The 14,339-nt window shown below is 73.0% G+C and carries 14 protein-coding genes; 7 read left to right on the top strand and 7 right to left on the bottom strand.

Translation table 11 applies throughout. The features are described from left to right. Positions 1 to 987: DeoR/GlpR family DNA-binding transcription regulator (locus PV410_RS21155; RefSeq protein ID WP_500326832.1), on the bottom strand; the 987-nt coding region annotated here is incomplete at its 3' end. Positions 988 to 1,167: 180 nt separating this feature from the next. Further along, positions 1,168 to 2,616: an NAD(P)H-quinone dehydrogenase gene (locus PV410_RS21150; RefSeq protein ID WP_499513630.1), complete on the bottom strand. Its 1,449-nt coding sequence runs from the start codon at positions 2,614 to 2,616 to the stop codon at positions 1,168 to 1,170. Positions 2,617 to 2,679: 63 nt separating this feature from the next. Here PV410_RS21150 and PV410_RS21145 point away from each other — a divergent pair, with 63 nt between their 5' ends. From PV410_RS21145 to PV410_RS21135, 3 genes are all read left to right on the top strand, one after another. Beyond that, on the top strand, positions 2,680 to 3,117 hold the full coding sequence (locus PV410_RS21145) for a gamma-glutamylcyclotransferase family protein (RefSeq protein ID WP_499513629.1): 438 nt from the start codon (positions 2,680 to 2,682) through the stop codon (positions 3,115 to 3,117). 134 nt (positions 3,118 to 3,251) lie between these two features. Continuing rightward, positions 3,252 to 4,085 carry a purine-nucleoside phosphorylase gene (locus PV410_RS21140; protein ID WP_499513628.1) on the top strand — a complete coding sequence of 278 codons (834 nt, stop codon included), beginning with the start codon at positions 3,252 to 3,254 and terminating at the stop codon, positions 4,083 to 4,085. Positions 4,086 to 4,363: 278 nt separating this feature from the next. Continuing rightward, positions 4,364 to 6,094 carry a phospho-sugar mutase gene (locus PV410_RS21135; protein WP_500326688.1) on the top strand — a complete coding sequence of 577 codons (1,731 nt, stop codon included), beginning with the start codon at positions 4,364 to 4,366 and terminating at the stop codon, positions 6,092 to 6,094. A gap of 79 nt (positions 6,095 to 6,173) precedes the next feature. Here the strand turns inward: PV410_RS21135 and PV410_RS21130 are convergent, their stop codons facing one another. The 3 genes from PV410_RS21130 to PV410_RS21120 form a co-directional block, all read right to left on the bottom strand. Next, on the bottom strand, positions 6,174 to 6,827 hold the full coding sequence (locus tag PV410_RS21130) for a PH domain-containing protein (protein WP_500326686.1): 654 nt from the start codon (positions 6,825 to 6,827) through the stop codon (positions 6,174 to 6,176). 78 nt (positions 6,828 to 6,905) lie between these two features. Further along, positions 6,906 to 7,868 (bottom strand): hypothetical protein, encoded by a 963-nt coding sequence (locus tag PV410_RS21125; RefSeq protein WP_500326684.1) that lies wholly within the window; start codon positions 7,866 to 7,868, stop codon positions 6,906 to 6,908. Further along, the gene (locus PV410_RS21120) at positions 7,865 to 8,452 is read right to left on the bottom strand and encodes a SigE family RNA polymerase sigma factor (protein ID WP_500326682.1); all 588 of its coding nucleotides are present in this window, start codon (positions 8,450 to 8,452) and stop codon (positions 7,865 to 7,867) included. The genes PV410_RS21125 and PV410_RS21120 overlap by 4 nt, the downstream gene beginning before the upstream one ends. A 130-nt stretch (positions 8,453 to 8,582) precedes the next feature. On the opposite strand from PV410_RS21120, the gene deoC reads away from it, so the two are divergent. Genes deoC through PV410_RS21105 form a run of 3 tightly spaced genes read left to right on the top strand, consistent with a single transcriptional unit; the run spans position 8,583 to position 11,981 of the window. Further along, positions 8,583 to 9,578: a deoxyribose-phosphate aldolase gene (gene deoC / locus PV410_RS21115; protein ID WP_500326830.1), complete on the top strand. Its 996-nt coding sequence runs from the start codon at positions 8,583 to 8,585 to the stop codon at positions 9,576 to 9,578. A gap of 8 nt (positions 9,579 to 9,586) precedes the next feature. Further along, positions 9,587 to 11,083, top strand: a complete 1,497-nt coding sequence (locus PV410_RS21110; protein ID WP_500326680.1) for an aldehyde dehydrogenase family protein — start codon at positions 9,587 to 9,589, stop codon at positions 11,081 to 11,083. Beyond that, entirely contained in the window at positions 11,076 to 11,981 is a 906-nt protein-coding gene (locus PV410_RS21105) for an aldehyde dehydrogenase family protein (RefSeq protein ID WP_500326678.1), read from the top strand. The genes PV410_RS21110 and PV410_RS21105 overlap by 8 nt, the downstream gene beginning before the upstream one ends. 123 nt (positions 11,982 to 12,104) lie before the next feature. Here PV410_RS21105 and PV410_RS21100 read toward each other — a convergent pair whose 3' ends face one another. Continuing rightward, a complete protein-coding gene (locus tag PV410_RS21100; RefSeq protein ID WP_499513621.1) occupies positions 12,105 to 12,455 on the bottom strand; it encodes a hypothetical protein in 351 nt (116 codons plus the stop codon). A gap of 172 nt (positions 12,456 to 12,627) precedes the next feature. On the opposite strand from PV410_RS21100, the gene PV410_RS21095 reads away from it, so the two are divergent. Then, on the top strand, positions 12,628 to 13,251 hold the full coding sequence (locus PV410_RS21095) for an ATP-binding protein (RefSeq protein ID WP_500326676.1): 624 nt from the start codon (positions 12,628 to 12,630) through the stop codon (positions 13,249 to 13,251). A gap of 153 nt (positions 13,252 to 13,404) precedes the next feature. Here PV410_RS21095 and PV410_RS21090 read toward each other — a convergent pair whose 3' ends face one another. After that, positions 13,405 to 14,181 (bottom strand): SigE family RNA polymerase sigma factor, encoded by a 777-nt coding sequence (locus PV410_RS21090; protein ID WP_500326674.1) that lies wholly within the window; start codon positions 14,179 to 14,181, stop codon positions 13,405 to 13,407. Positions 14,182 to 14,339: the final 158 nt, after the last annotated feature.

Raw genomic sequence — 14,339 nt, 5'->3', positions numbered from 1 at the left:
CGAACGCCGCGGGGCCAGGTCGGCGATCCGGGCGGCCTGCTGCTCCCCGGCCAGTTGGGCGGTGCGCAGCGGGGACATGCCCGACACGCTGCCACCCGACTGGCCGGCGGCCCTGGCGCGCGGCTCACCGGGAGCCGTACCGCCCGGGTAGTTGCCGGAGGGGTGCTGATGGCGCCGGGGTCCCGGCACGGGCGGCATCTCCCGTCGCTGCCGCCCGTGGGGCATCCCGTTGTCCGCCCCGTCGGTCGGCGCGACGGCGACCTGGACACCGCGGTCGGCCAGGGCCTGGAGCTCCGTCGCGGCGCGGTCGTCGCCCGCCGGCGGTTCGTCCGTGACCAGATGCGTGATCAGGTCCGTGGGCACGGTCTGGAACATGGTGTCCGTGCCCAGCTTGGTGTGGTCGGCCAGGACCACGACCTCCGCCGCCGCCTGGACCAGGGCCCGGTCGACGCTGGCGGAGAGCATGTTGGACGTGGACAGCCCCCGTTCCGCGCTCAGTCCCGCCCCGGACAGGAAGGCCCGCGACACCCGCAGCCCCTGCAGGGACTGTTCGGCGCCGCTGCCGACCAGCGCGTAGTTGGAGCCGCGGAGCGTGCCACCGGTCATGACGACCTCGACCCGGTTCGCATGCGCCAGTGCCTGCGCCACCAGCAGGGAGTTGGTGACGACGGTCAGCCCCGGCACCCGGGCGAGCCGGCGTGCCAGCTCCTGGGTGGTCGTGCCGGCGCCGACGACGATGGCCTCGCCCTCCTCGACGAGACCTGCCGCGAGATCGGCGATCGCCGTCTTCTCCGCGGTCGATAGATGGGATTTCTGCGGGAAGCCGGACTCCCTGGTGAAGCCCCCCGGCAGCACCGCACCGCCGTGCCGGCGGTCGAGCAGTCCTTCTGCCTCCAGCGCCCGCACGTCACGCCGTACGGTCACTTCCGAGGTCTGGACGACGCGGGCGAGCTCACGGAGCGAAACCGCTCCGTTGGCGCGCACCATTTCGAGGATCAGTTGGCGACGTTCTGCTGCGAACACGAAACTGACAGTAACGCCAATGACCGTCTGCTATCAGCAGTTTGCACCGATTAACAGAAGTTGTTCGCAGTGCCGGACGTCCCGTGCTATAGAGACGAGGGCATTCGCCCGGGTGGCGACCGGCACCGGCCCCGGAGGCGGGCGTCAGAGCTCCCCGGCCGCCTTGCGGGTCGCCAACTGCCGTGCGGCTTCGGCGATCGAGCCCGAGAGCGACGGGTAGACCGTGTAGGTGTTCGCCATCTGTTCGACGGTCAGATTGTTGTCGACCGCGATCGAGATGGGGTGGATGAGTTCGCTCGCGCGCGGCGAGACGACCACACCGCCGACGATGATGCCGGTGCCCGGACGGCAGAACAGCTTCACGAAGCCGTCCCGGATGCCCTGCATCTTGGCGCGCGGGTTGCGCAGCAGCGGGAGCTTGACGACCCGTGCGTCGATGACGCCCGCGTCGACGTCGGCCTGGGTGTAGCCGACGGTCGCGATCTCGGGGTCGGTGAAGACGTTCGAGGAGACCGTCTTGAGGTTGAGCGGGCCGACCGTCTCGCCCAGGAAGTGGTACATCGCGATCCGGCCCTGCATGGCCGCGACCGAGGCGAGCGCGAAGACGCCCGTGACGTCACCGGCCGCGTACACGCCGGGGGCCGAGGTGCGGGAGACCTTGTCGGTCCAGATGTGGCCGGAGTCCTTGAGCTTGACGCCCGCGCCCTCCAGGCCCATGGCGGCGGTGTTCGGTATGGCGCCGACCGCCATGAGGCAGTGGCTGCCGGTGATGACCCGGCCGTCGGAGAGGGTGACCTCGACGCGGTCGCCGACCCGCTTGACGGACTCGGCACGGGAGCGGGCCATGACGTTCATGCCGCGGCGGCGGAAGACGTCCTCCAGGACGGCGGCCGCGTCCGGGTCCTCGCCGGGCAGGACGCGGTCGCGGGAGGAGACGAGCGTCACCTTGGAGCCCAGGGCCTGGTACGCGCCGGCGAACTCGGCGCCGGTCACACCGGAGCCGACCACGATGAGCTCCTCGGGGAGCTCGTCCAGGTCGTACACCTGCGTCCAGTTGAGGATCCGCTCGCCGTCCGGCTTCGCGTCGGGCAGCTCGCGGGGGCGGCCGCCGGTGGCGATCAGGACGGCGTCGGCGGTGAGGGTCTCGGAAGTGCCGTCGGCCGCCTCGACGATGACCGTGCGGGAGCCGTCGATCGCCTGCATGCCCTCCAGCCGGCCACGGCCGCGCATCACCCGGGCACCCGCACGGGTGACGGAGGCGGTGATGTCGTGGGACTGGGCGAGCGCGAGGCGCTTCACCCGCCGGTTGACCTTGCCGAGGTCGACGCCGACGACCCGGGCGGCCTGCTCGACGTGCGGTGTGTCGTCCGCCACGATGATGCCCAGTTCCTCGTACGACGAGTCGAAGGTGGTCATCACCTCGGCCGTCGCGATCAGGGTCTTGGACGGCACGCAGTCGGTGAGCACCGAAGCCCCGCCCAGACCGTCGCAGTCGACGACGGTCACCTCCGCGCCCAGCTGGCTGGCCACGAGGGCCGCTTCGTATCCGCCGGGTCCGCCACCAATGATCACGATCCGAGTCACGTACCCCATTGTCCCGCACGCGCCAAGTGATCACTTACGGGGGCGGTGCCCCGCTGTCGTACTCTCATGACCATGTCGCTCTACGCCGCCTACGCCGGCAACCTCGACGCCCGGCTGATGACGCGCCGCGCCCCGCACTCGCCCCTGCGCGGCACCGGCTGGCTCAGCGGCTGGCGCCTCACCTTCGGCGGCGAGCAGATGGGCTGGGAGGGCGCGCTCGCCACCCTGGTGGAGGACCCGCTGCACCAGGTCTTCGTCGGGCTGTACGACATCGCCCCGGTCGACGAGGAGCCGATGGACCGCTGGGAGGGCGTCCCGCTGGGCATCTACCGGCGCCACATGGCGCGGGTGCACACCCTCGACGGCGACGTGCCCGCGTGGCTGTACGTCCTCAACGACTACGAGGGCGGCCTGCCGTCCGCGCGCTACCTCGGCGAGATCGCCGACGCGGCGGAGTCCGCGGGCGCCCCGCACGACTACGTCATGGAACTGCGCAAGCGTCCCTGCTGACCCGCCGGCAACGACGGCCGCAGGACGTCCGGGAGGTCCCGCAGGGCCCGTCAATCGGCGGATCCTCCGAAATTTCGCAGACCGTGACCTGGGACGTCTACGCGCGTAGGAGAGAACCGGCTACTCTCATCCGCGTGAACTCTTCCGCAACTCCCCACGCCGCCCGAACCCCGCTGGGCGACCCGTACGCCGCCGCCACGGCCGCCGCCGCCCGGCTGCGCGAGCTGACCGGCGGCGAGACCCACGACGTCGCCCTGGTGATGGGCTCCGGGTGGGTGCCGGCCGCCGACGCCCTCGGCGAGGCCGAGTACGAGTTCGACGTGACCGAGTTGCCGGGCTTCCCGCCGCCCGCCGTGGCCGGGCACTCCGGCAAGGTGCGCTCGGTGCGGATCGGCGACAAGCGGGCGCTGGTCTTCCTGGGCCGCAACCACTTCTACGAGGGCCACGGCGTCGCCACCGTCGCGCACGGCGTGCGCACCGCCGTGGCCGCCGGCTGCAAGACCGTCGTCCTGACCAACGGCTGCGGCGGGCTGCGCCCCACCTACCGTCCCGGCCAGGCCGTGCTGATCAGCGACCACATCAACATGACGGCCGCCTCGCCGATCGTCGGCGCCAACTTCGTCGACCTCACCGACCTGTACTCGCCGCGGCTGCGCGCCCTGTGCAAGGAGGTCGACCCCTCCCTGGAGGAGGGCGTCTACGTCCAGCTCCCCGGCCCGCACTACGAGACCCCGGCCGAGATCAAGATGGTCCGGGTCATCGGCGGCGACCTCGTCGGCATGTCCACCACGCTGGAGGCCATCGCGGCCCGCGAGGCGGGCGCCGAGGTGCTCGGCATCTCGCTGGTGACCAACCTCGCCGCCGGCATGACGGGCGAGCCGCTGAACCACGAGGAGGTCCTGGAGGCCGGCCGCGACTCCGCCGCGCGGATGGGCAGCCTGCTCGCCCAGGTGCTCGAGCGCATCTGACCGCCCCGCACCCCCCGGTGGGGCGGGCCGGCGCACCCGTACGGGCACGCCGCGCGCGATCCCGGGGGTGCCCGCACCCTGGTTAGGGAAGGCGCGCCACGGGGAGGTAACCGGGCGGCGCCCGTCGCGGCAGCCCGCTCCACCGCCGCCCGGCCGGACGGGATCCCGCCGCGCGGCCTCCCGCTGTGGCAACGGCCGCGGGCAGGACGGGCCGGAGGCCCCAGGCCGACCCGCGCGGGGCGCGGGCGGCACCGAAGACGACATCGCAGGAGCATCACGTGGCAAGCGCAAGCGAGAAGGCGGAGCTGATCCCTCAGGCGCGCACCTGGCTGGCCGAGGACCCGGACCCCGGCACCCGGGCCGAGTTGGAGGCGCTGCTCACGGCCGTCGAGTCGGGCGACCCGGCGGCGGCCGAGGACCTCGCGGCCCGGTTCTCCGGCACCCTGCAGTTCGGTACGGCGGGGCTGCGCGGGGAGGTCGGCGCGGGCCCGATGCGCATGAACCGCTCCGTGGTCATCCGGGCCGCCGCCGGTCTCGCCGCGTACCTCAAGGCGCAGGGCCAGGGCGACGGGCTGGTCGTCGTGGGTCACGACGCCCGCCACAAGTCGGTGGACTTCGCCCGTGACACCGCCGCCGTCATGGTCGGCGCGGGCCTGCGGGCGGCCGTGCTGCCCGGGCCGCTGCCCACGCCGGTGCTGGCCTTCGCGATCCGTCACCTGGGCGCCGTCGCGGGCATCGCCGTGACCGCGAGCCACAACCCACCCCGTGACAACGGCTACAAGGTCTACCTGGGCGACGGCTCGCAGATCGTCCCGCCCGCCGACGCCGGGATCGCCGACGAGATCGCCGCGATCGGCCCGCTGACCGGCGTCCCGCTGGCGGACGAGGGCTGGCAGCTCCTCGGTGAGGAGGTCGTCGAGGCCTACCTGGACCGCGCCGCCGCGGTCGTGGACCGGCACACCCCGCGCGACATCTCGGTCGTCTACACCCCCCTGCACGGTGTCGGCCGCGACGTGCTGACCGCCGCCTTCGAGCGGGCCGGGTTCGCCGCCCCGCACGTCGTCGCCGAGCAGGGCGAGCCCGACCCGGACTTCCCGACCGTCGCCTTCCCCAATCCGGAGGAACCGGGGGCGATGGACCTGGCCTTCGCCGCGGCCCGGGCCCTCGGCCCCGACGTCGACATCGTCATCGCCAACGATCCCGACGCCGACCGCTGCGCCGTGGCCGTGCCGGACCGCACCGCCGCGGACGGCTGGCGCATGCTGCGCGGCGACGAGGTCGGCGCGCTGCTCGCCACCCACCTGGTGCACCGCCGGGCCAGCGGAACCTTCGCGGCGAGCATCGTCTCCTCCTCCCTGCTCTCGCGCATCGCGGCCCGCGCGGGGCTGCGTTACGCCGACACCCTGACCGGCTTCAAGTGGATCTCCCGGGTGGAGGGCCTGCGGTTCGGCTACGAGGAGGCCCTGGGCTACTGCGTGGACCCCGTGGGCGTGCGGGACAAGGACGGCGTCACCGCCGCCCTGGCCGTCGCGGAACTGACCGCCGAGCTCAAGGCCAAGGGCCGTACGCTCTCCGACCTGCTGGACGACATCGCCCTGGAGTACGGACTGCACGCCACCGACCAGCTCTCGGTGCGGGTCGCCGACCTGTCGGTCATCGACGACGCGATGAGCCGGCTGCGGGAGCGGCCGCCCAGCTCGCTGGCCGGTCTCGCCGTCGTCACCGCCGAGGACCTCTCCAAGGGCAGCGCGGAGCTGCCGCCGACCGACGGCCTGCGCTACCGGCTGGCCGGCTCCCCGGGAGCCGGTGTGGAGTCGGCACGCGTGATCGTGCGGCCGAGCGGCACCGAGCCCAAGCTGAAGTGCTACCTGGAGGTCGTGCTGCCCGTGCCGGGCGCCGACCGGCTGGCCGCCGTCCGCGCCCAGGCCGCCGACGTCCTCGCGGCCGTCAAGGCCGACCTCGCGACCGCCGCCGGGCTCCCCCGGGACGAGGCCGCGGCGAAGGCCTGACGCTCCGACAACGCCGACGCCCCGGTCGTGCCCGCTCGGGCACGACCGGGGCGTCGGGGTGTGCGCCCGGTCCGGCGGCTCAGCCGATGGCGAGCAGGACGATCAGCACGACCGCCCCCGCCACCGCCGGGGCGATCACCTCGTACGCCCAGCGGACCGTGACCTCGCCCTGCGCGCCCTCGCGGCCGCCGTGCCGCTCCGCGAGCTCGCGCAGTTCGTCCACGACCCGGTCGGACCAGGCCCGGGTCGACTCCGTGGCACCGGGACGGGACCCCAGCGTCGCGCCCGGGTCGCCCGCCGCGGCGGCGCGCGTCTTGGCCCGCGCGGCCCGCTTGCGGGCGCGCATCGACACGGGGACGGCCCACAACTGGTACTTCCTGCCCTCCGCGAACAGCTCCGTCGAGTACCCCGAGCGCAGCCCCTCCACGGCGCTCCAGGGCGCGGTGACGGTGCGGAACGGGTTGCGCACCAGGAGCCGGTCGTCACCGGCCAGGACGACCGGACGCAGGGTGAACGCGACGACCAGCGGCACGATCAGCAGCAGCAGTGCGAGGGCCACCCAGGGCGTGTCGCCCGTACCGCGCACGATCGCGTCGATGCCGAGCCACAGCGTGATGGCGAGCATGAGCACGCCGCCAACGACGCCGGCCGTCGAGCGGTAGGAGCGCTCGGCGTACTTCGGCTGCCCGGGGTCGGGCTGCGGTTCGGGGGCGGGGTTCTCGGAACTCGTCATGAGATCAGATTGTGCCCGACCCCGGCCCTGCGCCCCGCGGGACGGAGGTTGCGTTAGTGCATCGGCGTCAGCGGCCGCCTACTGGTACCCCTCGTCCTCCCTGGAGTCGTAGACGCGCTTGCCCGCCGCGTCGTAGCCCTGGATGTGCGGCAGGGAATCCTCCGGCGCGGCGAGGACCCCGGTCGCGACGAAGTAGCCGTGGTCGAGCACCGCCTGCCGGGTGACGCCGCCCCAGGAGACGGTGACCTTGGCGACCCCGGGTTCGACCGTGCCGATGCTGCCCCAGCGGAAGGGGAAGTGGTACGGCAGCCCCGGGCCGGTGGTGCCGTCCTGCTTGTAGAGCCGGTAGGCGTTCTCGTCCGGCACGACGGGCCCGCGGCCCGGGGCGCCGTCCGCTCCGACGCTGCTGTTGATGCCGCCCGCCTTCCCGTCCTTGTCCGTGCAGATCAGGCGGGCGGGGGCGCCGTCCACGGTGCCGACCGCCACCACACGGATGCCGTCGCCCGGGGAGTTTTCGTCGCCGGTGGCGTTCAGCGCGAGGATCACGCGGTAGTCCTCGGCCTTCCCGTAGTCGCCGGCGAAGGCGGACGCCTTGGGCTGGTGTTGCCCGCCGTACGCCAGGCACCTCTCCAGCACCTCGCCCGCCCGCTCCATCGTGATCCCGTCCGCCAGCTGCCCCGGCGTCGCGGGACCTTCGGGCCCGCTCGCCCGCGCCGTGGCGGAGGTGCGCGGCTGGACGGCGCTCGCCGTCACCGACGGCCGGGCGTCGTGGGCCGGCAGCGCGGTCGTGCCGGCACCGCCGGGCTGGTAGTGCATCGCGACGGCCGTGCCCGGCACCGCGACCAGCGCCGCCAGCCCTGCCCCGGCGGCGAACACCCGGCGTCTGCGGCTCGTCCTGCCCTGGCGCACGATCGTGGCGTAGGGCGCCTCGCCGGTGCGCAACCCGTCCGTCTGTTCCTCGAGGAGCTCGCGCAGCTGCGCCTCGAACTCCGTGTCGCCGTCCGCGGGGCCGAACCCCGCCGTGTCTGCCTTGTCCCTCATCGGACCCCTCCTTCGACCCTCGTGTCCTTCGCCGGGCCCCATGGCCCCGTCCTCGTCCCTGCGGCCGCCCCGACGGCGACAGGCTCCGCGGCCGCCACGGCCGTGCCCAGCCGGGCCCGCAGCTTGGCCAGGCCCCTGGCCGCCTGGCTCTTGACCGTCCCGGCCGAGCAGCCCAGCGCATGGGCCACCTCGGTCTCCGACAGGTCGTCCCAGTACCGCAGCACGACCACGGCCCGCTGCCGTGCGGGCAGCTCGCCGAGCGCCGCCAGCAGCTCCTCCCGCAGCGCCACCCGTGCCGTGGGATCGGCTCCGGCGCCCTCGGGCGGTACGTCCGTGAGCCGTTCGGCCACGCGTTTCTTGCGGAACCGGTCCTTGTTGCAGCTGATCAGGATCCGTCGCACGTAGGCGTCCGGATTGTCGCTGCGCTGCACCCGCCGCCAGGACCGGTAGGCCTTGGCCAGCGCGGTCTGCGCCAGGTCCTCGGCGTGATGCCGGTCACCCGTGAGCAGATAGGCGGTCCTGACCAGATGGGTCCATCTGGCACGGACGTAGCCTTGGAACTCCGCCTCGTCGTCTGGATTCATCGATGACCCCCTTCACCCACCAGACCACCGGTTCCGCCGATTCGGTTGCCGGGCCCGCCGTACGGGGACAGTCGGGCCCGTTCCGACCGGTGACATTCGCTACGCGCGTAGATATGCTGGTGTGGTGACCATGCCCACCACTGTTCCCGCTCACGGCCCCGACGCCGCGGCCCGGCTGGCGTCCATGGCCGACGTCACGGCCTCCGACGCCGCGCTGCGCCGCTTCCTGCACGGGCTGCCCGGCGTCGACGCGGTCGGCCTCGAAGGCCGCGCCGCAAGCCTCGGCACCCGTTCGATCAAGACCACGGCGAAGGCGTACGCCATCGACCTGGCGATCTCGATGATCGACCTGACCACGCTCGAAGGCGCGGACACCCCCGGCAAGGTCCGGGCGCTGTCCGCCAAGGGCGTCAGCCCGGACCCGACCGACCGCACGACCCCCCGGGTCGCCGCGATCTGCGTCTACCCGGACATGGTCGCGACCGCCAAGGAGGCCCTCGGCGACTCCGGCGTGCGCGTCGCGTCCGTCGCCACCGCCTTCCCGGCCGGCCGCGCCGCGCTGCCGGTGAAGCTCGCCGACACCGCCGACGCGGTGGCCGCGGGCGCCGACGAAGTGGACATGGTCATCGACCGCGGCGCCTTCCTCGCCGGCCACTACCTGAAGGTCTTCGAGGAGATCAAGGCGGTCAAGGAGGCCTGCCGCCGTCCCGACGGCAGCTCCGCCCACCTCAAGGTGATCTTCGAGACCGGCGAGCTGGCCACGTACGACAACATCCGCCGCGCCTCCTGGCTCGGCATGCTCGCCGGCGCCGACTTCATCAAGACCTCCACCGGCAAGGTGGCGGTCAACGCCACCCCCGCCAACACCCTGCTGATGCTCGAGGCCGTGCGCGACTTCCGCGCCGCCACCGGCGTCCAGGTCGGCGTGAAGCCCGCCGGTGGCATCCGCACCTCCAAGGACGCCATCAAGTTCCTGGTCCTCGTCAACGAGACCGTGGGCGACGAGTGGCTGAGCAACGAGTGGTTCCGTTTCGGCGCGTCCAGCCTGCTGAACGATCTGCTCATGCAGCGCCAGAAGCTGAGCACCGGCCGCTACTCCGGTCCCGACTACGTGACGGTGGACTGAGAACCCCGATGACACAGACCAAGAAGAACCAGCAGCCCCAGCGGACCCAGCCGGCCGGACAGCCGGAGCCGGGCTCCGCCTTCGCGTACGCGCCGGCGCCCGAGTCCCGCTCCGTCGTCGACATCGCCCCCTCCTACGGCCTGTTCATCGACGGCGAGTTCACCGACGCCGCCGACGGCCGGGTCTTCAAGACCGTGAGCCCGTCCAGCGAGGAGGTCCTCTCCGAGGTCGCCCGGGCCGGCGAGGCGGACGTGGACCGGGCCGTCGGGGCCGCCCGCAAGGCCTTCGCGTCGTGGTCGGCGCTGCCGGGCTCCGAGCGCGCCAAGTACCTGTTCCGCATCGCCCGGATCGTCCAGGAGCGCTCGCGCGAGCTGGCCGTCCTGGAGTCGCTGGACAACGGCAAGCCGATCAAGGAGACCCGCGACGCCGACCTCCCGCTGGTCGCCGCGCACTTCTTCTACTACGCCGGCTGGGCCGACAAGCTCGCGCACGCCGGCTTCGGCCCGGCCCCCCGTCCGCTGGGCGTGGCGGGCCAGGTCATCCCGTGGAACTTCCCGCTGCTGATGCTGGCGTGGAAGATCGCCCCGGCGCTGGCCACCGGCAACACGGTCGTCCTCAAGCCGGCCGAGACCACCCCGCTGTCGGCGCTGTTCTTCGCCGACATCTGCCGCCAGGCGGGCCTGCCCAAGGGCGTCGTCAACATCCTCCCCGGCTACGGGGACGCCGGTGCCGCGCTGGTCGCGCACGAGGGCGTCGACAAGGTCGCCTTCACCGGTTCCACCGCCGTCGGCAAGCAGATCGCCCGCACGGTCGCCGGTACGAGGAAGAAGGTCACCCTGGAGCTGGGTGGCAAGGGCGCCAACATCGTCTTCGACGACGCGCCGATCGACCAGGCCGTCGAGGGCATCGTCAACGGCATCTTCTTCAACCAGGGCCAGGTCTGCTGCGCGGGCTCCCGTCTGCTGGTCCAGGAGTCCGTCGCGGACGAGGTGCTGGACGCGCTCAAGCGCCGGCTGTCGACGCTGCGCGTCGGCGACCCGCTGGACAAGAACACCGACATCGGCGCCATCAACTCCGCCGAGCAGCTGGCCCGGATCACCGCGCTCGCCGAGGCCGGCGAGGCCGAGGGCGCCGAGCGCTGGTCACCGGCGTGCGAACTGCCCTCCGCGGGCTACTGGTTCGCGCCGACGCTCTTCACCGGGGTCACCCAGGCGCACCGGGTCGCCCGCGAGGAGATCTTCGGCCCGGTCCTGTCGGTGCTGACCTTCCGCACCCCGGCCGAGGCCGTGGAGAAGGCCAACAACACCCCGTACGGCCTGTCCGCCGGCATCTGGACGGAGAAGGGCTCGCGCATCCTCTCGGTCGCGAACCAGCTCCGGGCCGGCGTGGTGTGGGCCAACACGTTCAACAAGTTCGACCCGACCTCGCCCTTCGGCGGCTACAAGGAGTCGGGCTTCGGTCGCGAGGGCGGCCGCCACGGCCTGGAGGCGTACCTCGATGTCTGAGAAGTCCGAGACGGTGCGGCTGTCCGTCTTCAAGACCTACAAGCTGTTCGTCGGGGGCAAGTTCCCCCGCAGCGAGAGCGGGCGGGTGTACGAGGTGACCGACGCCAAGGGCAAGTGGCTCGCCAACGCCCCGCAGTCCTCCCGCAAGGACGCCCGTGACGCGGTGTCCGCCGCCCGCAAGGCCTTCGCGGGCTGGTCGGGCGCGACCGCGTACAACCGGGGGCAGATCCTCTACCGCGTCGCGGAGATGCTGGAGGGCCGCCGGGAGCAGTTCGTCCGCGAGGTCGGTGAGGCCGAGGGGCTGTCGAAGTCCAAGGCGGCGGCCATGGTGGACGCCGCGATCGACCGCTGGGTCTGGTACGCCGGCTGGACCGACAAGATCGCCCAGGTCGTGGGCGGCGCCAACCCGGTGGCGGGACCGTACTTCAACCTGTCGAGCCCCGAGCCGACCGGGGTCGTCGCGGTCGTCGCGCCGCAGGAGTCGTCCTTCCTCGGCCTGGTCTCGGTGGTCGCCCCGGTGATCGCCACCGGCAACACCGCGGTCGTGGTGGCCGGCGAGCGGGCCCCGCTGCCCGCGCTGTCGCTGGGCGAGGTGCTGGCCACCTCCGACCTGCCGGGCGGGGTCGTCAACATCCTGTCCGGCCGCACGTCCGAGGTCGCGCCGACGCTCGCCGCGCACATGGACGTCAACGCGCTCGACCTGGCGGGGACGGTGGACGACGCCGCGCTGGCGAAGGAGCTGGAGGTCGCCGCCGCGGACAACCTCAAGCGCGTGCTCCGTCCACAGGCTGTGGACTGGGCCGCCGAGCCCGGCACGGACCGCCTGACGGCCTTCCTGGAGACCAAGACCGTCTGGCACCCCGCGGGTGCCGGCGCGGCCTCGGGCTCCGCTTACTGACCCGGTCCCCCCGGCGGCCCGTCCCGTCGCCGGGGGACCGGCACCGCCCGCACGGCCCGGCGGCGGGCCCCCGCGACCGATGCGTCCCCGCGGGGGCCCGCCGCCGTACGCGTTCGCGCGCCGTCAGCCGCCCTGCAGGGTCCTGACGGTGTCGCCGATCAGCGGGAGGTCGGCGACCGAGCGGCTGTCGGCGACCGGCTTGGTGACGTCCGCGGTGGAGACCGGCTTGAAGTCGGCGACCTGCGAACCCACGGCGTTGTCCAGGGGGTTGACGCTGGTCTGCGCGAACGGGTTCACCGGCAGGTGGTTCACCGTGCCGATCAGGGCCGACGTCGCCGCCCGGCCGGCCTTGGCGGCCGTGGCCGCTCCTTCGCTCCGGGCGTCCGCGTGCGCCGCCCCGGCCGAGGCGACGGCCGCGACGGACGACACCGCGAGGACGGTGGCGCGGAGAAGGGTGCGGGAGAACTGCGGCATGAGGATCCACCTGCCTGGTCCCCGGCCCGCGTACGGACCGGTCCCGGGACGGCGCGGCGGCCGTCCCCGTACGCGACAATGACGTCACTCACGGTAGTTGGTTGAACATCACGCATCCAAAGCATGTCCCGGCGGGTCACCCCAAAGGCTGAATGCGTCACACTGGTGTCCCGTGAGCTCTCGCCCTCCCGCCGCCCGCGTGATCCTGCTGACCGGCCCCTCCGGGTCCGGCAAGTCCTCCCTCGCCGCCAGGACCGGCCTGCCGGTCCTGCGTCTGGACGACTTCTACAAGGAGGGTGACGACCCGTCCCTCCCGATGCTGCCGAGCGGCATCGGCGCCGACTGGGACTCCCCGCTGTCCTGGAACGCCGACGCGGCCGTCGCCGCCGTCGCGGAGCTGTGCGCCACGGGCCGGACCGCCGTCCCGGTGTACGAGCTCTCCTCCAGCTCCATCACCGGAGGGGCGGAGGTCGGCCTCGATGGGGCGCCGCTCTTCATAGCCGAGGGCATCTTCGCCGCCGACATCGTCGCGCGCTGCGCCGAACTCGGCCTGCTCGCCGACGCGCTGTGCCTGAGCCGCGGCGCGGTCACCACCGCCCGCCGCCGCTTCGTCCGGGACCTGCGCGAGGGCCGGAAGTCGCTGTCCTTCCTGCTGCGCCGCGGCTGGAACCTGATGCGCGCCGAGCGGGGCATCGTCGCCCGGCACGCGGCGCTCGGAGCGCACGTGTGCGACCGGGACGAGGCACTGGAACGGATCGGTCGCGCATCTTTTCCACCGGTCGCCGTTCGGGTTTGAACGAAACGGCGTGCGGGTCCGTATGGACATGCATGAGGGAGCGGTGCGCACAGACCCCCCGCTGTGCGCGACCGCTCCCTCTTGCTTCCCCCGATTCCCCCGTGGACCCCCCGGTTCCCCCGTGGACCCCCCGGTTCCCCGTTCCCCCCGGCGTCAGGCGACCAGCTCGCCGAACGCCGCCTCCTCGTCGACGCCCGCGCTGAGCGTCGCGTCCTCGCGCAGCCGGCGCAGGGAGCGCCAGATGCTGCTCTTCACCGTGCCGACGCTGATGCCGAGGATCTCGGCGATCTCCGGGTCGGTGCGGCCCTCGTAGTAACGGAGCACCAGCATCGTGCGCTGCGGCTCCGGGAGCTTGGCCAGCGCCTGCCACAGCACGGCCCGCAGCTCGGTGCCGCGCATCGCGTCCGTCTCGCCCGCCGTCTCCGGCAGCTCCTCGGTCGGGTACTCGTTGAGCTTGCGGCGCCGCCAGGCGCTGATGTGCAGGTTGGTCATGGTCCGGCGCAGGTAACCGCCGACCGCGGCCTTGTCGCTGATCCGGTCCCAGGCCCGGTAGGTGGAGAACAGCGCGCTCTGCAGCAGGTCCTCCGCCTCGAAGCGGTCGCCCGTCAGGTGGTAGGCGGTCGCGTACAGGGAGGCCCGGCGCTCCTGGACGTAGGCGGTGAAGTCCGCGTCCGCCGTGAAGCACCGCTCCCCCGGGATCTCCCGGGCCCCCGTGGCCTCCCCGTGGACGACGCCCCCGTGCCCCCCGTCTCCCCCGTGACCGCCCTCGATCGCCGTGATGTACGGCGGCCGGGTGCGGACCACCTGACGCCCGGTGCCACGAGCGCACCCCCGCCCGCCCGTGGCACCGGACTTCTCGACGCCCCGGCCCGCGGTGTGCAGGCGCGGCTGAAGGACTGCGGTGGTCGTCGTGCTGTGCAGTGCGTTCATTTCGCGCCCCCCGTGGGTGGAGCCGGCCTGGTCTTCGTACCCGTCCGGCGGGGGCCGCCCGGTAGGCGTCCCCGTCGATGACCAATAGCTTCCCGCGCCAGTTTCATGGCGTTGTCCGCCGAGTGTCACAGCCCCGTCACAGACGACGGCGGTACCTT

The sequence above is a fragment of the Streptomyces sp. PA03-5A genome, assembly GCF_033792725.1.
In the GTDB taxonomy this organism is placed as follows: Bacteria; Actinomycetota; Actinomycetes; order Streptomycetales; family Streptomycetaceae; genus Actinacidiphila.
Note: the sequence above shows the minus strand (reverse complement) of the source record. Positions and strands in the feature narration are given on the sequence as shown.